We start from the raw sequence: 19,661 nt of genomic DNA, 5'->3' as shown, positions 1-19,661 counted from the left end.
TGCGGTGAGAGTCAGCCTGCCGGCTCAGGCCGACCAGGCCTCCCACAGCTCGGCGTAGCGTCCGCCGGCGGCGACGAGCTCGGCATGAGTGCCGGCCTCGACGACGCGGCCGTGATCCATGACGAGCACCCGATCGGCGGTCTCCGCCTGACTGAGCCGGTGGGCGACGACGAGCGCACCGCGACCGGCCAGGGCAGCCCGCGCGGAGCCTTCGAGGACATGCGCTCCGGCCGACCCCGCCTCGGCGGTGGCCTCGTCGAGGATCGCAAAATCCGGGTCGGCGAGCACCAACCGGGCCAGGGCGATCGTCTGCTCCTGGACCGGGCTCAGCCGCTGCCCGCCGTCCCCGACCGCCGTGTCGAGACCCTGTGGAAGGGTCCGGGCCCAGTCTGCGCCGACCGTGTCAAGGGCCGCGAGAATCGCCTCATCGGGTGCCTCGTCGACGGGCAGGGCGATGTTCTCCCGCAGGGTTCCGACGAAGGTGTGGACCTCCTGCGCGACCATGGCGATGTGTCCGCGGAGCACGGATTCCGGCAACGTGGTCAGCTCCTGCCCCGCCGAGGCGGTCCCCAGCATCGCGCGGCCTCGGCTGGGTGCGGAGAGTCCCGCGGCGATGCGGGCCAGCGTCGACTTGCCCGCGCCCGTGGTACCGACGACGGCGACGACCTCACCGGGGTCGATGCGCAGATCGACGCCGGTGAGCACATGGTTGTCCGAGCTCGGGTCTTCGTCGTAGGTGAACCAGACGTCGTCGATCACGAGGGCCGGCGCCGCGGTCACGGCACGGTCGACGGAAGCCTGCGACCGCCTCGGCGAGTTTGTGGCTTCGTCGATGACGCCGACCATGCGGGTCAGCGATGCCCCGGCGGATTGGACCTGGTCGAAGAGTCCGACGAGCGCGCCGATGGGGTTGAACAGGCGGTGGAAGACCAGTGCTGCGGTGGTCACGGCTCCGGCCGTGGATTCGCCGAACCAGACGAGGGCGAAACCGGCGATGAGCAGCAGGGACAGCACGACCGCCTCGGCGCGGTTGTTGCGGCCGAAGGCGCGGGTGAGGAACCGGAACACGTGGATCGAGAGGTCTCGTGCCTCGCCCGAGGCCGCGTCGATGCGGGTCATCTCCCCGCCCTCGGCGCGGTAGGCGCGCAGGGTCTGCGCCCCTGTCAGTCCGCCGAGGAGGCGGCCGGCACGACGGCCGAACGCGGCGCGCTCTTCCTTGTAGATGGGTTCTGATCTGGGCAGATACCAACGCAGGGTGAACCAGTACATCGGCAGGGCGATGAGGCCGACGAGGCCCAGTCGCCAGTCGATCGCCACCAGCCCGGCGGCGGAGACGAGCACGACGAGGAGGGATTCGACGACGAGCGGCAGCACTTGGGCGGCGGCCTCGCTGATCTTACGGGAGTCATCGGCGACGCGGGAGACGAGGTCGCCGGTCCCCGTCGATTCGATCCGCTGGGACTCCGGCGACATCGCGGCGTCGACGACCTCGGTGCGCAGTTCGGCGACGACCGGCATGGCGATGTGGGCGAGCGCCCACGCCCCGATCCACGTGCCCAGGGCCATGACGATTCCGGCCACGGCCACGGCGATCGCGCAGAACCAGACGACGTCCTCACCGGCCCCGGCGGGAAGCTCGTCGACGAGGCGGCCGATCGCCCAGGGTCCGACGAGTCCGGCTCCCGCGTTGGCGAGTCCGGCGATGACGAGGAGGACGACCCATCCGGCCCTCGCGCGCAGGAGCGGGGCGAGGTGGGAGAAGGATCGACGGCGTGAGGCGATCGTCAGAGTGGTGTGTGCTCTCACCGGGTCACTGCCTGTCGGTAGGCCTCGGCGGTGCCGTCTGCGGCGGCGAGCAGTTCATGGTGGCCGCCGATGAGCGCGGGCCCGGCGGAGGGCACGAAGACGACGGTGTCGGCGGCGGCGAGGAAGGCCGGTGAGCTCGTGAGGATGAGGGTGGCGGTCGCCTCGGCGCCGCGTCGCAGCCGGGTCACGCCCTCGGCGATGCGTGCCTCGGTGACGGCATCGACGGCGGTCGTGGGTTCGTGGAGGACGAGGACGGACGGGTCGGCGTCGAGCGCGCGGGCGAGCGCGACGCGCTGGCGCTGCCCGCCGGAGAGGTTGCCGCCGAGTTCCTGGATCCGGTGGTCGAGTCCGCCGTCGACGAGGCCGAGGAGCTCATCGGTGCCCGACGCGATGAGCACGTCCTCGGTGACGGGGTGGTCGGTGGTGCCGACGATCATCGTGATGTTCGACCGGATCGTGCCTTCGAAGAGGTCGACGGTGTGCGGGGAGACGATCATCCAATCCGGTCCCGTCCCGCGGGCGTGGCCGCCGAGGGCACCGAGGAGGTTCGCCGCGGGTTCGGCCTGTTCGGTGACGATGCAGGTGAGCTCCCCGAAGGCGGTGGTGAAGTCGACGTTGCGGTTCTCGCCGACGTCCCAGTTTCTGACGGAGAGGCCTGAGCCGTCGAGGGTGATGGCCGGCGGTACCGGGCGGCCCGGGCGTTCTGGACGGTCCGTCGCCGATGTGGTGCCTGCGTTGTCGGTGGTGCCTGCGTTGTCGGTGGTGCCTGCGTTGTCGGTGGTGCCTGCACTGTCAGCGGCATCGGCTGTGTCGATGTCGTGAAGGAGGGTGGCGATCCGGGAGGCGGCGCCGTGGGATTGGGCGAACTGTCCGACGATGTCGGCGAGCGCCCGCATGGGTTCGGTGAGGAACGCGGTCATGCCGAGGATGCCGATGAGCGCACCCACGCTCATCTGGCCGTCGATGAGGCGCAGGCCGGCGACGATGAGGACCGCGGCGAGGACGATCGACATGACGAGGGCGCCGAGGCCAGCAAGGCGACCCGTGCGCTCACCGGTGGCGATGCCGGCGACGGCCGCCTCGTCGGAGGTGGTCCGGTATCTCCGGACGGCCCACGGTTCGCCGCCCATCGCCTTGATCACCCGCAGACCGTGCATGAGGTCGGAGGCCGAGCGTCCGGCACGGGCGACGGCCTCGAGCTGGGCGCCGGCCTTGGCCGAGACCGAACGACCGGGCAGGGCGACGATGATCAGTCCGATCGGCACGGCGATGAGGACGACGAGTCCGGTGACCGGGTCGGCGATGAGGAGGAAGACGGCGGCGGTGAGCATGCCGAGCACCGAGGCGATGCCGCGTCCGGCCTGCTGGAAGGACATGGCTGCGGTGTCGGCATCGGCCGAGGCGATCGAGAGGACCTCGCCCGAGGCCCGGTCAGCGGGCAGGTTCGCCGAGGTGAGCGCGGCGTGGGTGATCTCGACGCGCAGTGCGTGTGCTTCGTGTTCGCGGGCGGCGTTGCAGAAGCGGGAGCCGAAGCGGTAGCCGAGGCTGAGCACGGTGAACAGGAGGCCGACGCCGATGATCGAGACGATGAGCATCGGCCACGACAGCGGGATGATCGCCTGGTCGACGACGATGCCGATGGCCACGGGCACGAGTGCTTCACAGACCTGCCACAACGAGAGTGTGACGGCACCCGGGATGAGGAGGGGCAGGCGCCGACGGGCGGCTCTGGACAGAAGGGTCGAACCTGACGAAGGAATGGTCGGCACGAAGGATACCCTAACATCACCAGTATCTTCGAGGACTACACTGCCCATTATGCTGCCCATCCCTGCCGACCTCGAGCACGGTTTTCCGTCCCTCGACGGTCAGACCTTCGTCGTCACCGGCGCCAACAGCGGCCTCGGGCGGGTGAGCGCCGGCGCTCTCGCCGCACCTGGGGCCCACGTCATCCTCGCGGTGCGCAACCGGGAGAAAGGTGAGGCCGCCGCGAAGGCGATGCGCGGGTCGGTCGAGGTCCGCGAACTCGATCTCGCCGATCTCGCCTCGGTCCGAGCCTTCGCCGCAGACCTCGACTCTCCGATAGACGTCCTCATCAACAACGCCGGCATCATGATCCCGCCCTTGGGGTATACCGTCGACGGTTTCGAGTCCCAGTTCGGGACCAACCATCTCGGGCATTTCGCGCTGACGAACCTCCTCCTGCCGCAGATCCGGTCTCGAGTCGTCACCGTCTCCTCGCTCGCCCATAAGCAGGGTGCCATCGACTTCTCCGATCTCAATTGGCAACGCCGTCGGTACCGGGCGATGAGCGCCTATGCCCAGTCGAAGCTTGCGAACCTGCTCTTCACCACCGAGCTCGACCGTCGACTGGCCGAGGCGGGCACCGAGGTGATCGCGACAGCAGCCCATCCCGGACTGGCGGCGACGAACCTCTTCCACTCCAGCGAAGGTTCGCCGCTGCGGCGGGGGCTGGGCAGGGCGTTCACGCGACTGGTCGCGCAGCGAGACACCGCTGGTGCCGCACCGACGCTCAACGCAGCGGTGGCCGACGTGCCGGGCAATTCCTACCTCGGTCCGGGCAGAGCATTCGAGACCCGCGGCGAACCCGTCTTCGCCAGCCGGACGCCGGCCTCGCTCGATCAGGACGTCGCGCGGCGGCTGTGGGAGACATCGGAGGAGCTGACGGGAGTCAGGTTCCCCGAATCGCTTCGCTGATGCTCGACCCATTCGCAGTCGCGGTGAGTATCGTGACGCTATGACAGTTCTGCACAATGTCCGCATCCTCGACCCCGATTCCCCCACCTCGTCGGCCGCGCCCGTCGACGTCGAATTCTCCGATACGATCACGGCGATCCGCCCGGCTGCGGGGCCGGATCCGTCCTCGGCGGCGACCGTGCTTCCTGGTCTCATCGACACTCACGTGCACCTCAAGTCCCGTGACGCTCTGCTGATGGGATTCCCCACCGAATCCGGTGTCACCGGCCCCGATGACGCCGAACGGTTCCTCGACTGGCGCACTGACAACGGCGTCGACCTCATCAAGATCATCATCGAGGACCCCGACGCAACGGAGACGCCCGCCCTCGACATCCCGACGCTGCAGGCGATCGTCGACGGGGCCCGGAAGCGGGGCCTGCTCACCGTCGCCCACGCGGTGACGACCGCGTCCTTCGACCGCGGGCTCGATGCCGGGGTTGACGTCCTCACCCATATCCCCTTCGATCGGCCGCTGTCGGAGGCGACGATCTCAAGGATCGTCGAGTCCGGAACCCTCGTCTCCCCCACCTTGGTGATGATGCGCGCGATCGCTGACACCCGCCTCGGCGAGCATGCCGATGCCGCGATGGAGCTGGCCATCGGCAATGTCTCGGCTCTGCTCGATGGCGGGGCGACGATCGTCGCCGGTACGGACGCGAACGAGACACCGTTCGCGCCCGTGCCGCACGGTCCCTCGCTGCACTCCGAACTCGGATACCTCGTGCAGGCGGGCATGACCGGCGCCGAGGCGATCCGCGCGGCCACCTCGGCGGCTGCGGACGCGTTCGGGCTGAGCGATCGCGGTCGCATCGTCGAAGGGGCCCGCACCGACCTCATCGTCGTCGACGGTGATCCGCTCACTGATCTTTCGGTGGTGAGCTCACCCGCCGAGGTGGTCGTCGGCGGACGTCGGCTCGTCTGAGGGGTCGGATCACCGTTGTCGGATCACGGTTGTCAGATCACCGGAACGCCTGCTGTCCGGTGATGTGGCGGCCGAGGATGAGGGTGTGGACCTCGTCGGTGCCTTCGTAGGTGCGCACGGATTCGAGGTTGTTGGCATGCCGCAGCGGTGAGTATTCGAGGGTGATGCCGTTGCCGCCGAGCATCGCGCGGGCGTCGCGGCAGATCTGGATGGCTTCCCGGCAGTTGTTGAGCTTGCCGACGGAGATCTGCACCGGATCGAGGGTGCCAGCGTCCTTCAGCCGCCCGGTCTGGATTGCGAGCAGGGTGCCCTTCTGAATCTCGAGCGCCATGTTCACCAGCTTCTCCTGCGTGATCTGGTACGCGGTGAGCGGCTTGTCGAACTGCAGACGGTTCTGGGCGTAGTTCAGCGCCACCTCGAAGGAGTCGCGGGCCGCGCCCATCGCACCCCACATGATCCCGTAGCGGGCCTCGTTGAGGCAGGAGAACGGCCCCTTCAGTCCTTTCGCTTCCGGCAGGATAGCGTCGGCCGGGAGGGCCACCTCGTCGAGGGTGATGTCGCACTGGATGGAGGCGCGCATGGAGAGCTTCTGCGCGATCGGGGTGGCGGTGAACCCCTCGGTGTCGGTGGGGACGAGGAATCCGCGGATGCCGTCCTCGGTGGCGGCCCAGATGACGGCGATCTCCGCGATCGAAGCCAGCCCGATCCAGCGTTTGGCGCCATTGAGGGTCCAAGTCCCGTCGGCGTTGCGGGTGGCGGTCGTCGCCATCGAGCCGGGGTCGGAGCCGGCAGTGGGTTCGGTCAGACCGAAGCAGCCGATGATTTCTCCCGCGGCCATCCCCGGCAGGTAGCTGCTCTTCTGCTCTTCGGAGCCGAACTTGTGGATGGCCGACATCGCCAGCGACCCCTGCACGGACACGAAGGTGCGCAGGCCCGAGTCACCCGCCTCGAGTTCGAGGGCGGCGAGGCCGTATTCGACGGCGGAGCGTCCGGGGCAGCCGTAGCCGCTCAGGTGCATGCCGAGCAGACCCTGAGCGCCCATCTCGGGCACGATCTCGGCCGGGAAGACCGCGTTCTCGTACCAGTCGGCGATGTTCGGCCGGATCCGGTCCTCGACGAAGGCCCTGACTCGGTTGCGGAGTTCGAGTTCGGTCTCGGTGAAGAGCCCTGCGAGGTCGAGGAGGTCGGAGGGGTCGGCGGTGGTCGTGGTGGTCATGTCAGGCTCCAGTCGTGGTTGCGGTCAGAGGGGCTGAGTCGCCGAGGATGTCGTGCGTATCGGCGCCGAGTTCCGGTGGCGCCGAACGCACCGGTGGGCGGGTGCCGTTGAAGTTGACGGGGAAGGCGACCTGCCGCATCGGCCCGGCGCTGGGGTGGTCGACGGTCTGGACCATCCCGAGCGCCTCGGTCTGCGGGTCGGCGTAGACCTCGTCGAGGTGCTTGATCGGTGCCGCCGGGATCCCGGTAGCGGAGAACAGAGTGCACCAGTGGTCGACGGTCTGCATGCGCAGGCTCCGACTGAGTTCGGCGTTGACGTACTCGCGGTGTTCGAGCCGTCCGGCATTGACGGAGATGCGTTCGTCTCCCCCGAGGTCGGGCCGGTCGAGGACGGTGCAGAGCTTCTGCCACAGGGAGTCGTTGCCGATGGCGATGACGAAGTAGTCATCACGAGCCGGGTAGGCCTGATAGGGCACGAGATTGGGGTGCCCGGAGCCCAGTGCGTGCGGGCGCTTGCCGTCGGCGAAGTAGTTCGTCGCCCAGTTCACGTGCAGCGCGAGCTGGCCCTCGTAGAGCGAGGTCGTCAGGTACTGCCCCTTGCCGGTGCGGCTGCGTTCGAAGAGCGCGGAGACGATGCCGATGATCCCGAATAGGCCGGCGCCGAGGTCGCCCATCGCGAATCCCGCCTTCATCGGCGGGCCGCCCGGTTCACCGGTCAGGGACATCAGACCCCCGCGCGCCTGAGCGACCATGTCATAGCCGGGTTCGTCGCGCATCGGTCCGTGATCACCATAAGCGGAGATGTGGAGGATGACGAGGTGCGGGAATTTCGCCGACAGCTCCTGATAGTCGAAGATCCTCTGCAGCGAGCTGCCGGGACGGAAGTTCTCGACGAGCACATCGGCGTCGGCGAGGAGGTCGAAGACCTGGGCCTGACCGCGATCGGACTTGAGGTCGATGGTCACGGACTTCTTGCCGTGATTGGCGGCGTGGAAGTAGGTTGCGTCGGCCCCGACCATCGGTGGGCCCCAAGCCCGTGTCGGGTCGCCCCCATCGGGGTGTTCGACCTTGATGACCTCGGCGCCGAGGTCCGCCAGCGACATGGTGGCGTAGGGACCCGCGAGGATCTTCGACAGGTCGATCACGCGCACCCCCTCGAGCGGACCGTGGAAGGTCTCCGCGGCTGTGCCGTTCGTTTCGGTTGTGGGTTCGGGGTCTATGGTTCTCACTGCATGCTCCGGTGTCTCAGCGGTCTTGAGTGTCAGTGGTCTCAGGCCACGGGTGCGGGGGTCGTGGCGAGTGCTTCGCGGGGGATGGTGTTGCCATCGATGATGTCCTCGAAGTGGGCGAGCGCTGACACCACGGCGGTCTCGTCGCCGAGGATGTTTCCCCCGATGAAGGTACGGGCGACGAGGAGTTTGCGCCAGTTTCCGTCACGGGAGGCTTCGACATCGGCCTGCTCGAGCAGGAGGGTGGCCATGATGAGCTGGGCCAGGCTGTCGGCGTAGCCGCCGATGAGCGCCTCGGCTGCATCAGGTTCGGCGGCGAGGATCGCGTCTCCGCGATCGACGATGGCCTCCCACCGGCTGAGCAGCTCACGGACTTCATGACCCGCCTCGGCGTCGGAGATGTCGCCGAGCTTCTCCGTCATCGTCGGCGCGAGGAGGTGGTGGGTGTTCTGTTTGCGCATGCAGCGCAGGACGTCGAGGGCGATGACATTGCTCGAACCCTCCCAGATGGAACCGAGGTGGGAGTCGCGGACGAGGCGGGCATCGGGCCATTCCTCGATGTATCCGCGGCCGCCGCGCACCTCCATCGCCTCACCGGTGACGAAGCGGGCGCGTTTGCAGATGTAATGCTTGGCCAGGGGGGTGAGGACGCGGATCTGAGCGGCTGCGGACTTGTCGCCGGCATCGGCGCGTTGGAGCGTGTCCCCGGCGTGGAAGACCAGACCCAGTGCCGCTTCCGCCTCGGCCTGAAGCGGCAGCAGGGTCATGCGCATCAGTGGTGCGTCGACGAGCGGCCTGCCGAAGACGACGCGTTTCCGGGCATGGGCGAGCGCTTCGTTGATCGATCGGCGCATGAGCGCGGTGGAGCGCATGGCGTTGGACAGGCGGGAGGTGTTGACCATCTCCGCCATCTGCCGGAATCCGCGGTCGAGGTCGCCGATCTGGATGGCGTGGGCGCGGTTGAGGGTGATCTCGCCGCTGGGCATCGACCGGGTGCCGAGCTTGTCCTTGAGCCGGTCGATGACATAGGAGTTCTTCGATCCGTCGGCGAGGTGCTTGGGCAGCATGAACAGGCCGACGCCGCGGGTCGTCTCATCCCCGCCGGGGTAGCGGGCGAGGGTGAGGATGATGTCGGCGTCGGGGTTCGAGGCGAACCATTTGCGGCCCGAGAGCACCCAGTCCTCTCCCTCGCGTTCGGCAACGGTCTCGGTCCGGGCGATGTCGGTGCCGGCCTGGATCTCGGTCATGAACATCGCACCGGTCCACCGCGAATCGGGATCGGTGGAGATGAGACGGTCGACCGCCTCGGCGACCTTGGGGCCCTCACCGAACTTGCGCAGGGTCCGCGCGGCCGCATCGGTCATGGATACGGGGCAGGCGAGGCCGAACTCGGCCTGGACGAAGACGTAGGAGAGGATGTATTTGATCAGGTGCGGGGGCACTTCCTCCCAGCCGTGCAGCCCGCGATGGGACAGCGCCGAGAGCCCGTACTCCTCGTAGGCGGCCTTCTGCAGCTCCTGGTAGCTCGCGTGGTAGTCGATGGTGTCGACGCGGTCGCCTTCCCGGTCGAACTGCGCCAGGGTCGGCGGGTTCTTGTCCGCGACATCGGCCAAGGGCGCCAGCCGCGCGGCGGCATCGGCGCCGAGAGCGGTGAGCACCGGGTTGAGCAGCTCACGGTCGGCCGGGTCGAGGTGGGACTCGATGAGGGGGCGCAGTGCCGGGTCGAGGTCGACGAAATTCATTGTTCCTTCTTCTCTCTGTGCTTCTCTTCGTGGCTGTCGGCGCGGTTCGTGGGGCCGAACTGCCCGGATCAGCGGGTCGTGGTGGGGTTCGTGCCCGACGGTGCGGCGGGGTTCGGTGAGGGAGCGTTCGGTGTGCGGCTCGCCGAGGTGGCTGTCGCCTCGGTGGGGAGCCCCACCTCGGCGGTGTGGCCGGGTTCGCCCTCCCTGTTCGTCCAGGAGGTCCCGCGCAGCAGGAGGGACATGCACACCGCGGAGATGAGGACGTAGCCGAGGCCGAGGGCGACGACGATCCAGATCGAACCGGTGGCGCTGAGCAGGGCCTGGCTGAGGAACGGCGCGGTGCCGGCGAACAGTGCCGTAGAGACCTGGTAGGCCACGGAGATTCCCGTGTAGCGGATGGTGGTCGGGAACAGTTGGGCGAGCACCCCGGCCAGCGCGGCATAGTACATGGCGTGCGGGGCGGTGGCGAGGACCATGCCGAGCATCGCGAGCCCGTAGCTGCCGGTCTGGATGAGGACGAACATCAGCGGCAGCAGCACGAGTTCGGGCAGCAGCATGATGAGGATGGCCTTGCGGGCGTCGATCTTCGAGGCCAGGATCGCGCCGAAGGGCTGGACGATCACCTGGGCGATGAGGGCGACGGTGACGATCTGGAGGAACTCGGTGCGGCCGAAGTCGAGGTCGGTCGTGGCCCAGGACAGCGCGAAGGTGGTCTTGACGTAGGTGATCGCGACACCGGTGACCACGGCACCGATGGCCAGGTAGACGACCTTCCAGTGGTCGCGGAGCAGCTCGACCAGAGGCGTGCGCTTCTGCGGTTCCTTCTGGGTCGCGGCCACCATCTCCGGGGATTCGGTGATCTTCAGTCGGATGTAGAGACCGACGATGATGAGCAGCGCCGAGGCGAGGAACGGGATCCGCCAGCCCCAGGCTCCGAAGTTCTCTGCGCTGAGATAGGTCAGGCCGAGGAAGGCGACCGTGGCCAGGAGGTTTCCGACCGGGGAGCCCTGCTGGGCGAAGGCGCCGAAGAGGATCTTCTTGCCCGGTGGTGCGAACTCGGTGGCGATAAGCACCGCGCCGCCCCATTCGCCGCCCATCGCAACGCCTTGGACGACACGCAGAACCACGAGCAGGATCGGGGCCATGAAGCCGATCTGTTCATAGGTCGGCAGCAGGCCGACGCCGACGGTGGCCAGGCCCATGAGCATGAGGGTGGTGATGACGGTGTTCTTGCGGCCGAACTTATCGCCGAAGTGACCGAAGATGACGCCGCCGAGAGGGCGGGCGATGAAGCCGACGGCGAAGGTTGCGAAGGCCGCCAGCGTGCCCATCGCCGGACTGACGTCGGGGAAGAAGAGATGTCCGAGGACGAGCGCCGAGGCGGTGCCGTAGATGTAGAAGTCGAACCATTCGATGGTGGTGCCGATGAAGGCGGCGACTCCGGCTCGACGACCCTGCTTGGGATCGATGGCCGTAGTCGGCGAGGCGGTCGTCGGCAATTGGATCGACGCTGATCCGTTCGTGCTCATGTCTGTTCTCCTGCGAAAGACGGTCTGTGTCAGCAGTCACTTTTCCACCTGGATTCAAGCAAGTCCAATAGGTAATCTTGACCATATTGAGACTGAATACTTATCAATCGGACGTCAAGAGGGGGGAACGCTCATGGAGCTGCGGCATTTCACGGCATTCATCGCCGTGGCCGAGGAGCTGCATTTCGGGCGCGCGGCGGAGGGTCTGCATATCGCCCAGCCGGCGCTGAGCCAGATGATCCGGTCGCTGGAGCGCGAACTCGGGGTCCCGCTGTTCGAACGCACGACGAGACGAGTGAGACTCACCGCCTCCGGGGAGGCCCTGCTCGAGCCCGCGCGATCGATCGTCCATCAGGTCGAGGGAGCCAAACGGATCGCTCGTGCCGCGCAGGAGGGAATCGTCGGCCGCGTCCAGGTCGGCTTCGGCGGGACCAGCGGCTATTCGATCCTCTCTCTGCTCGCCCGCGAGGTCGCGGAGAGACAGCCGGGCATCGAACTCGCGCTGCGACCCCAGACCTATTCGGGCGAGGCCGCGCTGGCCATCCGTGACGGGCACCTGGATCTGGCGATCATCAGTCCGCCCGCGCCGGCCGGCATCGACGTCCACGTCATCCGACAGGAGCGGGTGATGGTCGCCGTGCCCACCGACCACGAGCTCGCGGTCAGGGACGAGATCAGCATGGGCGAACTCCGTGACCAGCCGTTCATCTCCTATGCTCCTTCCCACGGCTCGCAGGTGAGAGAGGCGATGATGCGCCTGTCCGACGAGGCCGGGTTCCTGCCCCGCATCGTCCAGGAGGCCCCTGATCCGTACAGTCTCTTAGCTCTCGTCGGCGCGCAGGTGGGGATCTCGATCGTCGTCGAGTCCTCCGAACACATCCGCATCGACGGGGTCAGCTATGTGCGGCTGGCCGAGGGCGCGGATGCCTTCACCCTCGCACTCGGGTGGCGGCGGAACAACCCGTCGGAGGCTCTGGCCCGGGTCATCGACATCGTCCGCGACATCCTCCCCTCCCCTGCTACCTGACGGCGGCCCAGCACCCTCGCGCGAGGTATCTGGGCCGCCGTCAGGTAGCAAATGAGGGAGGGTTTGCGCATCATCACATGCGCATATTTTTAGTAGTCAACCCCCGAAACTCGTGTTAGGTTAGCCTCAACTATTGCCTGACTGCGAGGATCCCCTTGTCACTCACCGCCCGCGATCTCATCAGCGTCGGAATCTTCACCGCGCTCTACTTCGCCATCACCTTCATCTTCGCCATGGCCGGATTCCTCGGCCCCTTAGTGATGTTCGCAGGCTTCGGCGTCGGCATCATCCTCAACGGCATCGTCGTCGCCCTCTTCGTCGTGCGCACCCCGAAACTCGGAGCACTCACCCTGCTCGGCGGCATCAACGGCGTCCTCCTCATCCTCTCCGGTCAGACCTGGCTGGTCGTGCCCGCCGGACTGATCTGCGGCTTCCTCGCCGACCTCATCATCACCCGCGGTGATGCCTCCCGTCTGTCCCGCCGCATCCCCTGGGCGTACGCGGTCCTGGCGGTCACGAGCGTCGTTCCGCTCCTGCCGATCGCCTTCGACTCGCAGGCCTACTTCGAGACCACCGCCGAACAGATGGGCCAGGCCTACGCCGACGCCTTCGCAGCCCTCATGCAGGCCTGGGTCCTGCCCGCATGGACGCTCATCAGCTTCGTCCTCGGACTAGTCGGGGGCCACCTCGGCGTGCGGTCCAGCCGCAAGCACTTCGAGAGGGCCGGTCTTGTCTGAGGACATCACCGACCACCCGATCACGACCCCGAACGGCACCACCGCCGAGGCGGCTCTTCCCTCGATCGCCGACGTCGAGGCCGTGTTCCGCTCCCCGGCTCGAGTCCCTGACCCGCGCACGATCCTCACAGTCCTCCTCATCATCAACGCCACCGTGCTCGCCTCGACGGCGCAGATCGTCGCCTACGCCGCGCTCCTGTTGGCCGTGATCTGCCTGTACACCGTCCGTCCCCGCTACGGCCTGATCGCCCTGGCGATCGCCGCACTCGGCACCGGCCTCGCCCTGGCCGGGCAGGCCTGGCCCACTCCCGTACTCGCCTTCCTCGGCGTCATCGGCCATTGGACGGCGCGGTTCACCGCCACGGCCGCGTTCGCGGTCTACGCCCTCACCGCCATTCGGCCCTCAGTTCTCGTCGCATCCCTGCGCGCCGCCCGCTTCCCTCGCTTCGTCATCGTCCCCATTACCGTCATCTTCCGCATGTTCCCCACGATCCTGCGCGAAGCCGGGGCCGTCCGCGATGCCATGACCTTACGCGGCCTCCACCCGGGCCCGCTGCCGTTCGTCGCCCACCCGATCCGCACGGGGGAGCTGCTCATCGTTCCGCTCCTGTCCTCGGTCATCCGCTCCGGTGACGAACTCACGGCCGCCGCTCTCGTCCGCGGCCTCGGTCGCCCCGAACGCCCGACCAGCGTGTTCGCGCTCCGTTTCTCGATCGCCGACGTCATCCTCGGGCTCGCCGGGGCCGGCCTCATCGTCCTCGCTCTGACCACCGGGGAGAGCGTCGCATGAAGGCTGGAGGAATCACCCTCGAAGGTGCCGGGTTCACCTACGGGTCCGTCTCCGCGCTCGCACAGCTGGCAGCCGCAGACACCGCCGCCGAGGCGGGGGCCGACATCGCCGACATCGACCTCGACATCGCCCCCGGGTCCGCGGTGCTGCTGTGCGGCCCCTCGGGCAGCGGGAAGACGATTCTGCTGCGTCTGCTCGGCGGACTCGCCCCGCAGCTGCACCCCGGCACCGTCGCAGGCACGGTCACCGTCAGTGAGCAGGAGATGCCTGGTCTCGACGTCCATCGCGTCGTCGAAGTCGCGGCCATAGTGTTTCAGAACCCGCGGACGCAGTTCTTCACCACCGACGTGGCCGGAGAGCTGGCCTTCGGTCTCGAGAACCAGGGCATGGAACGACCTGAGATCCTCGAGCGGATCCGTTCGGCGATCGCCGTGACCGGGATCGCCGGTCTCCTCGATCGTCGTCTCGACTCGCTTTCGGGAGGTCAGCTCCAACTCGTCGCCTGCACCGCGGCACTGGCCCAACGACCAGGAGTCGTCCTCTTCGACGAACCCAGCGGCAACCTCTCCCCTGCCTCGATCGACCTCCTCGCGACCGTGCTGCGCGGCCTCAAAGACGCCGGACACACCCTCGTCATCGCCGAACACCGGCTGGCCTACCTCGACGGCATCATCGATCGTGCGGTGCTGCTGGCCGACGGCCATGTCAGCGAGGATCTGCCAGCCGATCGGTTCTTCTCCCTCACCGACGAGCAACGGCGGGCCAGAGGTCTGCGGCGCCTGCAGGCTCCAACGGTGGGGCACGTCCGCCCGACCGCCGAGGCGCCGCCTGCGCCAGATGACGGCGACGGCGATGGACTCGTGATCGAGGATCTGACATTCTCTTACGGGCGCACGCTGGTCACCGACATCCCCCACATGGAGTTCCACCGCGGCACGATCACAGCTCTGACCGGGCCCAACGGTGCCGGCAAGTCGACTCTCGCCCGCCTCATCTGCGGACTGGCCAAGCAGGACTCGGGGACGATCCGCCTCGACGGGAAGGTGCTGCGGCCCCGCGCACGCAACCGCGCCTCCTCGATGGTCATGCAGGACGTCGGTCGTCAGCTGTTCGGCGACACAGTCACCGCCGACATCACCATGGGCCTGTCCGCGACCGAACGTGAGGCCCTCGATCTGCCCGCACTGCTCGAGGCCACCGGCCTGACCGGCCTCGATGACCGCCACCCGCAATCCCTGTCCGGCGGGCAGCGGCAACGCGTGGCGATCGCCGCGACCGCGGCCCGACACGCACCGATCTGCCTCTTCGACGAACCCACATCGGGTCTCGGCTTCGCCCACCTTCTGGGCATCGGCGCGCAGATGCGTGCCCTGGCCGACCGGGGTGCAGTGGTCATCGTCATCACCCACGACGACGAACTCATCACCGAGGTCGCCGACGCCGTCATCACACTGACCCCACCCCACCCACGGAAAGGATGACCATGGCTGCCACCGAACAGGCCCCCGAGGTCGTCGACCCGAAGACGAAACGCGCCCAGGAATCAGCGATGCTCACCGAGATGCTCCGCCCCGTTCGCGGACGTCTGTGGCTGGGCCGGATCCTCGGCGCTGCCGCCGGCGTGGCCTCCTTGGCGCCCTATATCGCTCTCGTCCACCTCGGCGATGTGCTCGTGCGTGCTGCCGCGGACGGCACCACCCCGGATGCCGGGGAGGTCACCGGCGCGATCGGCTTCGTCCTCGCCGGAGCCGGAGTGCAGATGTTTCTCACCTTCGTTGCCCTGCTCATCACCCACTTCGCCGATGTCGAGCTTACCCGCACCCTGCGGGCGCGGATCATCGACCGCATCGCCGGGGTCCGCCTGTCCTGGTTCTCTTCGACGTCCTCGGGGCGGATCCGCAAGGCCGTCCAGGACGACACGAAGACCCTCCACCAGCTCGTCGCCCACGCCCCCGTCGAATCGGCGATGGCCATCATCACCCCGCTGGCGCTCCTCGTCTACGCGTTCATCATCGACTGGCGACTAGGACTCCTCACCTTCGCCTCTGTGCCGATCTACCTCATCGTGCAGGCCTGGACGATGCGCGGCATGGGCGAGAAGACCGCGGAGATGGACACCCGGCTCTCCGAGGTCTCGGCCACGGCCGTCGAATTCGCCGACGGCATCGCTGTGATCAAGGCCTTCGGTCGCACCGGGCGCGCGCATTCGCGCTATACGGAGGCCGCGAGCGCCTTCTCCACCTTCTACACAGGCTGGGTCGGGCCGATGCTGCGGGCATCTGCGATCGGCGAGGCACTGGTGAGCGTGCCCGTGCTCATCGTTCTCAATGTCTCCATCGGCTCCCTGCTCGTCTCTGCCACCGAGGTGACTCCCGCCGACCTCATCGTCACCACCCTCATCGCCCTCGTCCTGCCGAACACGATCCAGGTCATCGGCCGGACCATGTGGTCGTATCAGATCGCCGGCAGCTCGGCCAAGCGCCTCGGCGATCTGCTCGCCACCGCGACTATGGACACCGATCCCGGCGCCATGCCCGGGGCGACGGGGACCGGCACCGAGACTGCGGCGATCTCCTTCGACGACGTCAGCTACTCCTACACGGGCACCACTCGTGCCCTCGACCGAGTCAGCCTCGAGGTGCCGACAGGCTCGGTGACCGCGCTCATCGGCCCTTCCGGCTCGGGGAAGTCGACGCTTGCGGTCCTCGCCGCCAGGTTCATGGACCCCGATTCCGGTCGAGTCCTGCTCGGAGGTCGCGATCTGCGCACCTTCGGCACCGTCGAACTCTACGAACGGATCGCCTTCGTCCTGCAGAACCCGCAGCTGCTGCGGATGAGTCTTCGGGAGAACATCCGGCTCGCCCGACCCGACGCCGGTGACGAGGCGATCTGGGCGGCGGCGGAGAAGGCCTTCATCGCCGAGGAGATCCGTGCCCTGCCCGAAGGGCTCGACACCGTCTGGGGAGAGGGCGTCCGGCTCTCCGGCGGGCAGGAGCAGCGCATCGCCATCGCGCGGGCGATCCTCGCCGACGCCCCGATCCTCGTCCTCGACGAAGCCACCGCCGCCACCGATCCCGACTCGGAGGACGAGATCCAACGGGCGCTGTCCGAACTCGTGCAGGGGCGCACCGTGCTCGTCATCGCCCACCGGGCCGAGTCCGTCATCGGTTCCGACCGGGTCGTGCTCATGCGTTCCGGACGCGTCGAAACCGTCCTCGATCACCCGGACGAAGCGCAGCTGCGCACCCTCATGGACGATCAGGGCACGACCAGCACGAACAGGGAGCCCCGCCTCGGCGAGGTCACCGCTGCCGGCACGAAAGGAGACACGAACGATGACTGAGACAGCCACCTCGGCGACACCGGTGAAGGTTCCGCTCATCCGCTCCTACCGAGAGCTGATGTCGGCGGAAGGCAATCGCAGCCTGAGCCAGTCCATGGTCCTCGACGCCGTCACCGGCGTCTTCGAAGGCCTCGCCCTGCTCGCGTTCCTGCCCCTGGCGCAGACGCTCGGCACGGGAGAACCGGCATGGGGGATGTCGACGCCAGGTTGGCTGATCACGCTGGCAGTGCTGGCGGTGCTCGCCTTCGTCGTGCGCTATGCAGAGGCCCGCATCGGCTACCTCGCGGCGGTCGACTTCATCCGCTGCGCCCACCGGGCCATCGGTGATGCCCTGGCCAAACTGCCGTTGGGCTGGTTCAACCGGCGCCGCACCGGCGGGATCTCCAGCCTCGTCTCCCACCAGTTCATGTCCGCAGGCGAAGGCATCGCCCACCTGCTGCCCTCGCTGGTGTCTGGTTCCGCGAGCCTGGTCACCGTCATCGCCGGGCTGTGGGCCTTCGACTGGCACCTCGGGCTCATCATCACGATCCTCGCACCGGTTACCGTCGGACTGCTGTGGACCAGCCAGCGGATCAAACGCGCCATCGATGCCCGCACCCATTCCTCGGCGTCGGAAGTCTCCTCGCGCATCGTCGAATTCGCCTCCTGCCAACCGGCCCTGCGCGCGGCCGGCCGCTCTCACGATTTCGGGCCTTTGGAGGCCGCCGCAGACGAGGACGTGCGCCGGCAGCGCACGAGTCTGTGGATCAGCAGCGCGGCCCTGGCGCTGGGAGCGATCGCAGTGCAGATCCTCGTCACCGTCAGCATCGTCGTCGCCGGTCTCCTCGCCCTCGACGGAACCCTGTCCCCGCTGGTCACGGTCGCATTCATCGGGGTGATGCTGCGGTTCGCCATCACCTTGCAGAACCTGTCGAACTCCGTCGTCGCCGTCGAGCTCGGCCGCGTCCCTTTGTCTCAGGCCCAGGAGATCCTGACCGCCGAGACCCTGCCGGAGATCGCGGAGGCCAGCCCGCTGCCGCGCCCCGGCGAGGTCGAGTTCGACCGGGTGTCATTCGGCTACACTCGCGGGTCCCGTGTGCTCGAGGATTTCAGCATGCGGATCCCGGCGGGCACGATGACTGCGGTGGTCGGTGCTTCGGGGTCGGGCAAGTCCACAGCCGCCTACCTCATCGCACGCTTCTGGGACGTCGATTCCGGAACTGTGCACGTCGGCGGCACGGATATCCGCGACATGCCCGCGACCCAGCTGATGTCGCAGCTGACCATGGTGTTCCAAGACGTGTACCTCTTCGACGACACCCTGTGGTCGAACATTGCGATGAGTGATCCGGACGCGAGCGAGGCCGAGGTGTTCGCCGCCGCCGAGCTCGCCGGAGTCACACAGATCGCCGAGGCTCTTCCCCACGGATGGCAGACCGTCGTCGGCGAGGGCGGTCGGTCCCTGTCAGGAGGTGAACGGCAGCGGGTGTCGATCGCGCGGGCGCTGTTGAAGCGGGCACCGATCGTCCTCTTCGACGAGGCGACGAGTGCTCTCGATGCCGAGAACGAGGCGAATGTGCTCCGCAGCATCGATGAGCTGCGGCAGTCCTCGACGGTTCTTGTCATCGCCCATAAGCTCGAGACCGTCCGTCGTGCCGATCACATCGTCGTCCTAGACGGCACCGGTGGGATCGCCGAGGAGGGCACCCATGCCGAGCTCTTCGAGGCGGGCGGACGGTACCGGGACTTCTGGGACCGCCGCACTGCCGCCCAAGGCTGGCACCTCCGCCCCACCCCGTAGTTGCTACCCGACGGCGGCCCAGATACCTCGCGCCAGGGTGCTGGGCCGCCGTCAGGTAGTAATTAGGGGCAAGTACCGAACGATTCGCTCCACATGCGGACGCGGAATCGAACTATGCCAGACTGATTCCATGGTTGAGGCAGAGAGCCTTCGCGAATATGCCCAGAAGATGCGCAGCCATCACGATTCCGGGACCGACCTCGGTGTCGATGCTCGCTTCGTCGATATGCTCGTCCCACGACGATCACGGATTCTCGATATCGGCTGCGGCATCGGCAGTGCGGTGAACCATCTGCGCAGGAGCGGTCACGAGGCATTCGGAATCGATCCGACTCCAGCGGTCCTCGACATCGCTGCCGACCTCTTCGAGTCACAGTGGTTCCGTCTCATGAGCGCTGGTGACCTGTCGACCGAGGCCCTGCGTGCCCGAGGTCTTCCAGAGAATTACGATGCCGTCCTCATGTCAGGGAACACTCCTGCATTCCTCGACAAGTCGGAGCTGAAGGGGACCTTCTCAGCGGTCGAACGCCTTCTCGACCCTGGTGGGCTGCTCATCGTGGGGACGACGACCGGAGCCCGAGGGGGACCTCAAGATCAAGACTCCTGCGCGACCTCCTCGGCGCTGTCGTTGCAGCACCGGTTCGGCGATTGGCACCTCGGTGAAAATGCGCCGGACTCCCCCTGGTCGGTGAGCGTCTTCCGCGCTCCCGGACATAGAAATGAGCCGGACGGTCCGAACGGCATCTTCGTTCTGCGCTCTCCCAAAGCACCTGACGGCGGC

General features: G+C 67.6%; 14 protein-coding genes and 1 pseudogene. 9 read left to right on the top strand and 6 right to left on the bottom strand.

Translation table 11 applies throughout. From position 1 onward, the window contains the following. Positions 1-24 precede the first annotated feature (24 nt). Positions 25-1,806, bottom strand: coding sequence for an ABC transporter ATP-binding protein (locus HK401_RS09765; RefSeq protein WP_181274487.1), 1,782 nt, complete (start codon positions 1,804-1,806; stop codon positions 25-27). Further along, entirely contained in the window at positions 1,803-3,575 is a 1,773-nt protein-coding gene (locus tag HK401_RS09760) for an ABC transporter transmembrane domain-containing protein (RefSeq protein WP_309135954.1), read from the bottom strand. Before HK401_RS09760 ends, HK401_RS09765 begins: the two co-directional genes overlap by 4 nt. Before the next feature lie 49 nt (positions 3,576-3,624). On the opposite strand from HK401_RS09760, the gene HK401_RS09755 reads away from it, so the two are divergent. Together HK401_RS09755 and HK401_RS09750 are read left to right on the top strand one after the other, a co-directional pair. Then, complete coding sequence (locus HK401_RS09755) at positions 3,625-4,524, top strand: oxidoreductase (protein ID WP_181274485.1); 900 nt, start codon at positions 3,625-3,627, stop codon at positions 4,522-4,524. A 40-nt stretch (positions 4,525-4,564) separates the two neighbouring features. Continuing rightward, positions 4,565-5,488, top strand: coding sequence for an amidohydrolase family protein (locus HK401_RS09750; protein ID WP_181274484.1), 924 nt, complete (start codon positions 4,565-4,567; stop codon positions 5,486-5,488). Positions 5,489-5,525: 37 nt separating this feature from the next. Here HK401_RS09750 and HK401_RS09745 read toward each other — a convergent pair whose 3' ends face one another. From HK401_RS09745 to HK401_RS09730, 4 genes are all read right to left on the bottom strand, one after another. Beyond that, a complete protein-coding gene (locus HK401_RS09745) occupies positions 5,526-6,704 on the bottom strand; it encodes an acyl-CoA dehydrogenase family protein (protein ID WP_181274483.1) in 1,179 nt (392 codons plus the stop codon). Position 6,705: 1 nt separating this feature from the next. After that, the gene (locus HK401_RS09740; RefSeq protein ID WP_181274482.1) at positions 6,706-7,932 is read right to left on the bottom strand and encodes a CaiB/BaiF CoA transferase family protein; all 1,227 of its coding nucleotides are present in this window, start codon (positions 7,930-7,932) and stop codon (positions 6,706-6,708) included. A 41-nt stretch (positions 7,933-7,973) separates the two neighbouring features. Further along, complete coding sequence (locus tag HK401_RS09735; protein ID WP_181274481.1) at positions 7,974-9,674, bottom strand: acyl-CoA dehydrogenase family protein; 1,701 nt, start codon at positions 9,672-9,674, stop codon at positions 7,974-7,976. 68 nt (positions 9,675-9,742) lie between these two features. Then, entirely contained in the window at positions 9,743-11,203 is a 1,461-nt protein-coding gene (locus HK401_RS09730; protein WP_181274480.1) for an MFS transporter, read from the bottom strand. Between the two features lie 133 nt (positions 11,204-11,336). On the opposite strand from HK401_RS09730, the gene HK401_RS09725 reads away from it, so the two are divergent. From HK401_RS09725 to HK401_RS21045, 7 genes and pseudogenes are all read left to right on the top strand, one after another. Beyond that, positions 11,337-12,230: a LysR family transcriptional regulator gene (locus HK401_RS09725; RefSeq protein ID WP_181274479.1), complete on the top strand. Its 894-nt coding sequence runs from the start codon at positions 11,337-11,339 to the stop codon at positions 12,228-12,230. A 155-nt stretch (positions 12,231-12,385) separates the two neighbouring features. Further along, positions 12,386-12,967 (top strand): MptD family putative ECF transporter S component, encoded by a 582-nt coding sequence (locus HK401_RS09720; RefSeq protein WP_181274478.1) that lies wholly within the window; start codon positions 12,386-12,388, stop codon positions 12,965-12,967. Further along, positions 12,960-13,757, top strand: a complete 798-nt coding sequence (locus HK401_RS09715; protein WP_181274477.1) for an energy-coupling factor transporter transmembrane component T — start codon at positions 12,960-12,962, stop codon at positions 13,755-13,757. Before HK401_RS09720 ends, HK401_RS09715 begins: the two co-directional genes overlap by 8 nt. Further along, on the top strand, positions 13,754-15,238 hold the full coding sequence (locus tag HK401_RS09710) for an ABC transporter ATP-binding protein (protein ID WP_181274476.1): 1,485 nt from the start codon (positions 13,754-13,756) through the stop codon (positions 15,236-15,238). Before HK401_RS09715 ends, HK401_RS09710 begins: the two co-directional genes overlap by 4 nt. 2 nt (positions 15,239-15,240) lie before the next feature. After that, positions 15,241-17,100: an ABC transporter ATP-binding protein gene (locus HK401_RS09705; RefSeq protein ID WP_181274475.1), complete on the top strand. Its 1,860-nt coding sequence runs from the start codon at positions 15,241-15,243 to the stop codon at positions 17,098-17,100. After that, positions 17,093-18,880, top strand: a complete 1,788-nt coding sequence (locus tag HK401_RS09700) for an ABC transporter ATP-binding protein (protein ID WP_181274474.1) — start codon at positions 17,093-17,095, stop codon at positions 18,878-18,880. The genes HK401_RS09705 and HK401_RS09700 overlap by 8 nt, the downstream gene beginning before the upstream one ends. Further along, a pseudogene (locus HK401_RS21045) lies at positions 18,789-19,529 on the top strand (class I SAM-dependent methyltransferase); the annotation flags it as partial. The gene HK401_RS09700 and the pseudogene HK401_RS21045, both read left to right, overlap by 92 nt. Positions 19,530-19,661 lie beyond the last annotated feature (132 nt).

The organism is Brevibacterium oceani (genome assembly GCF_013623835.1).
GTDB classification, from domain to species: domain Bacteria; phylum Actinomycetota; class Actinomycetes; order Actinomycetales; family Brevibacteriaceae; genus Brevibacterium; species Brevibacterium oceani.
Note: the sequence above shows the minus strand (reverse complement) of the source record. Positions and strands in the feature narration are given on the sequence as shown.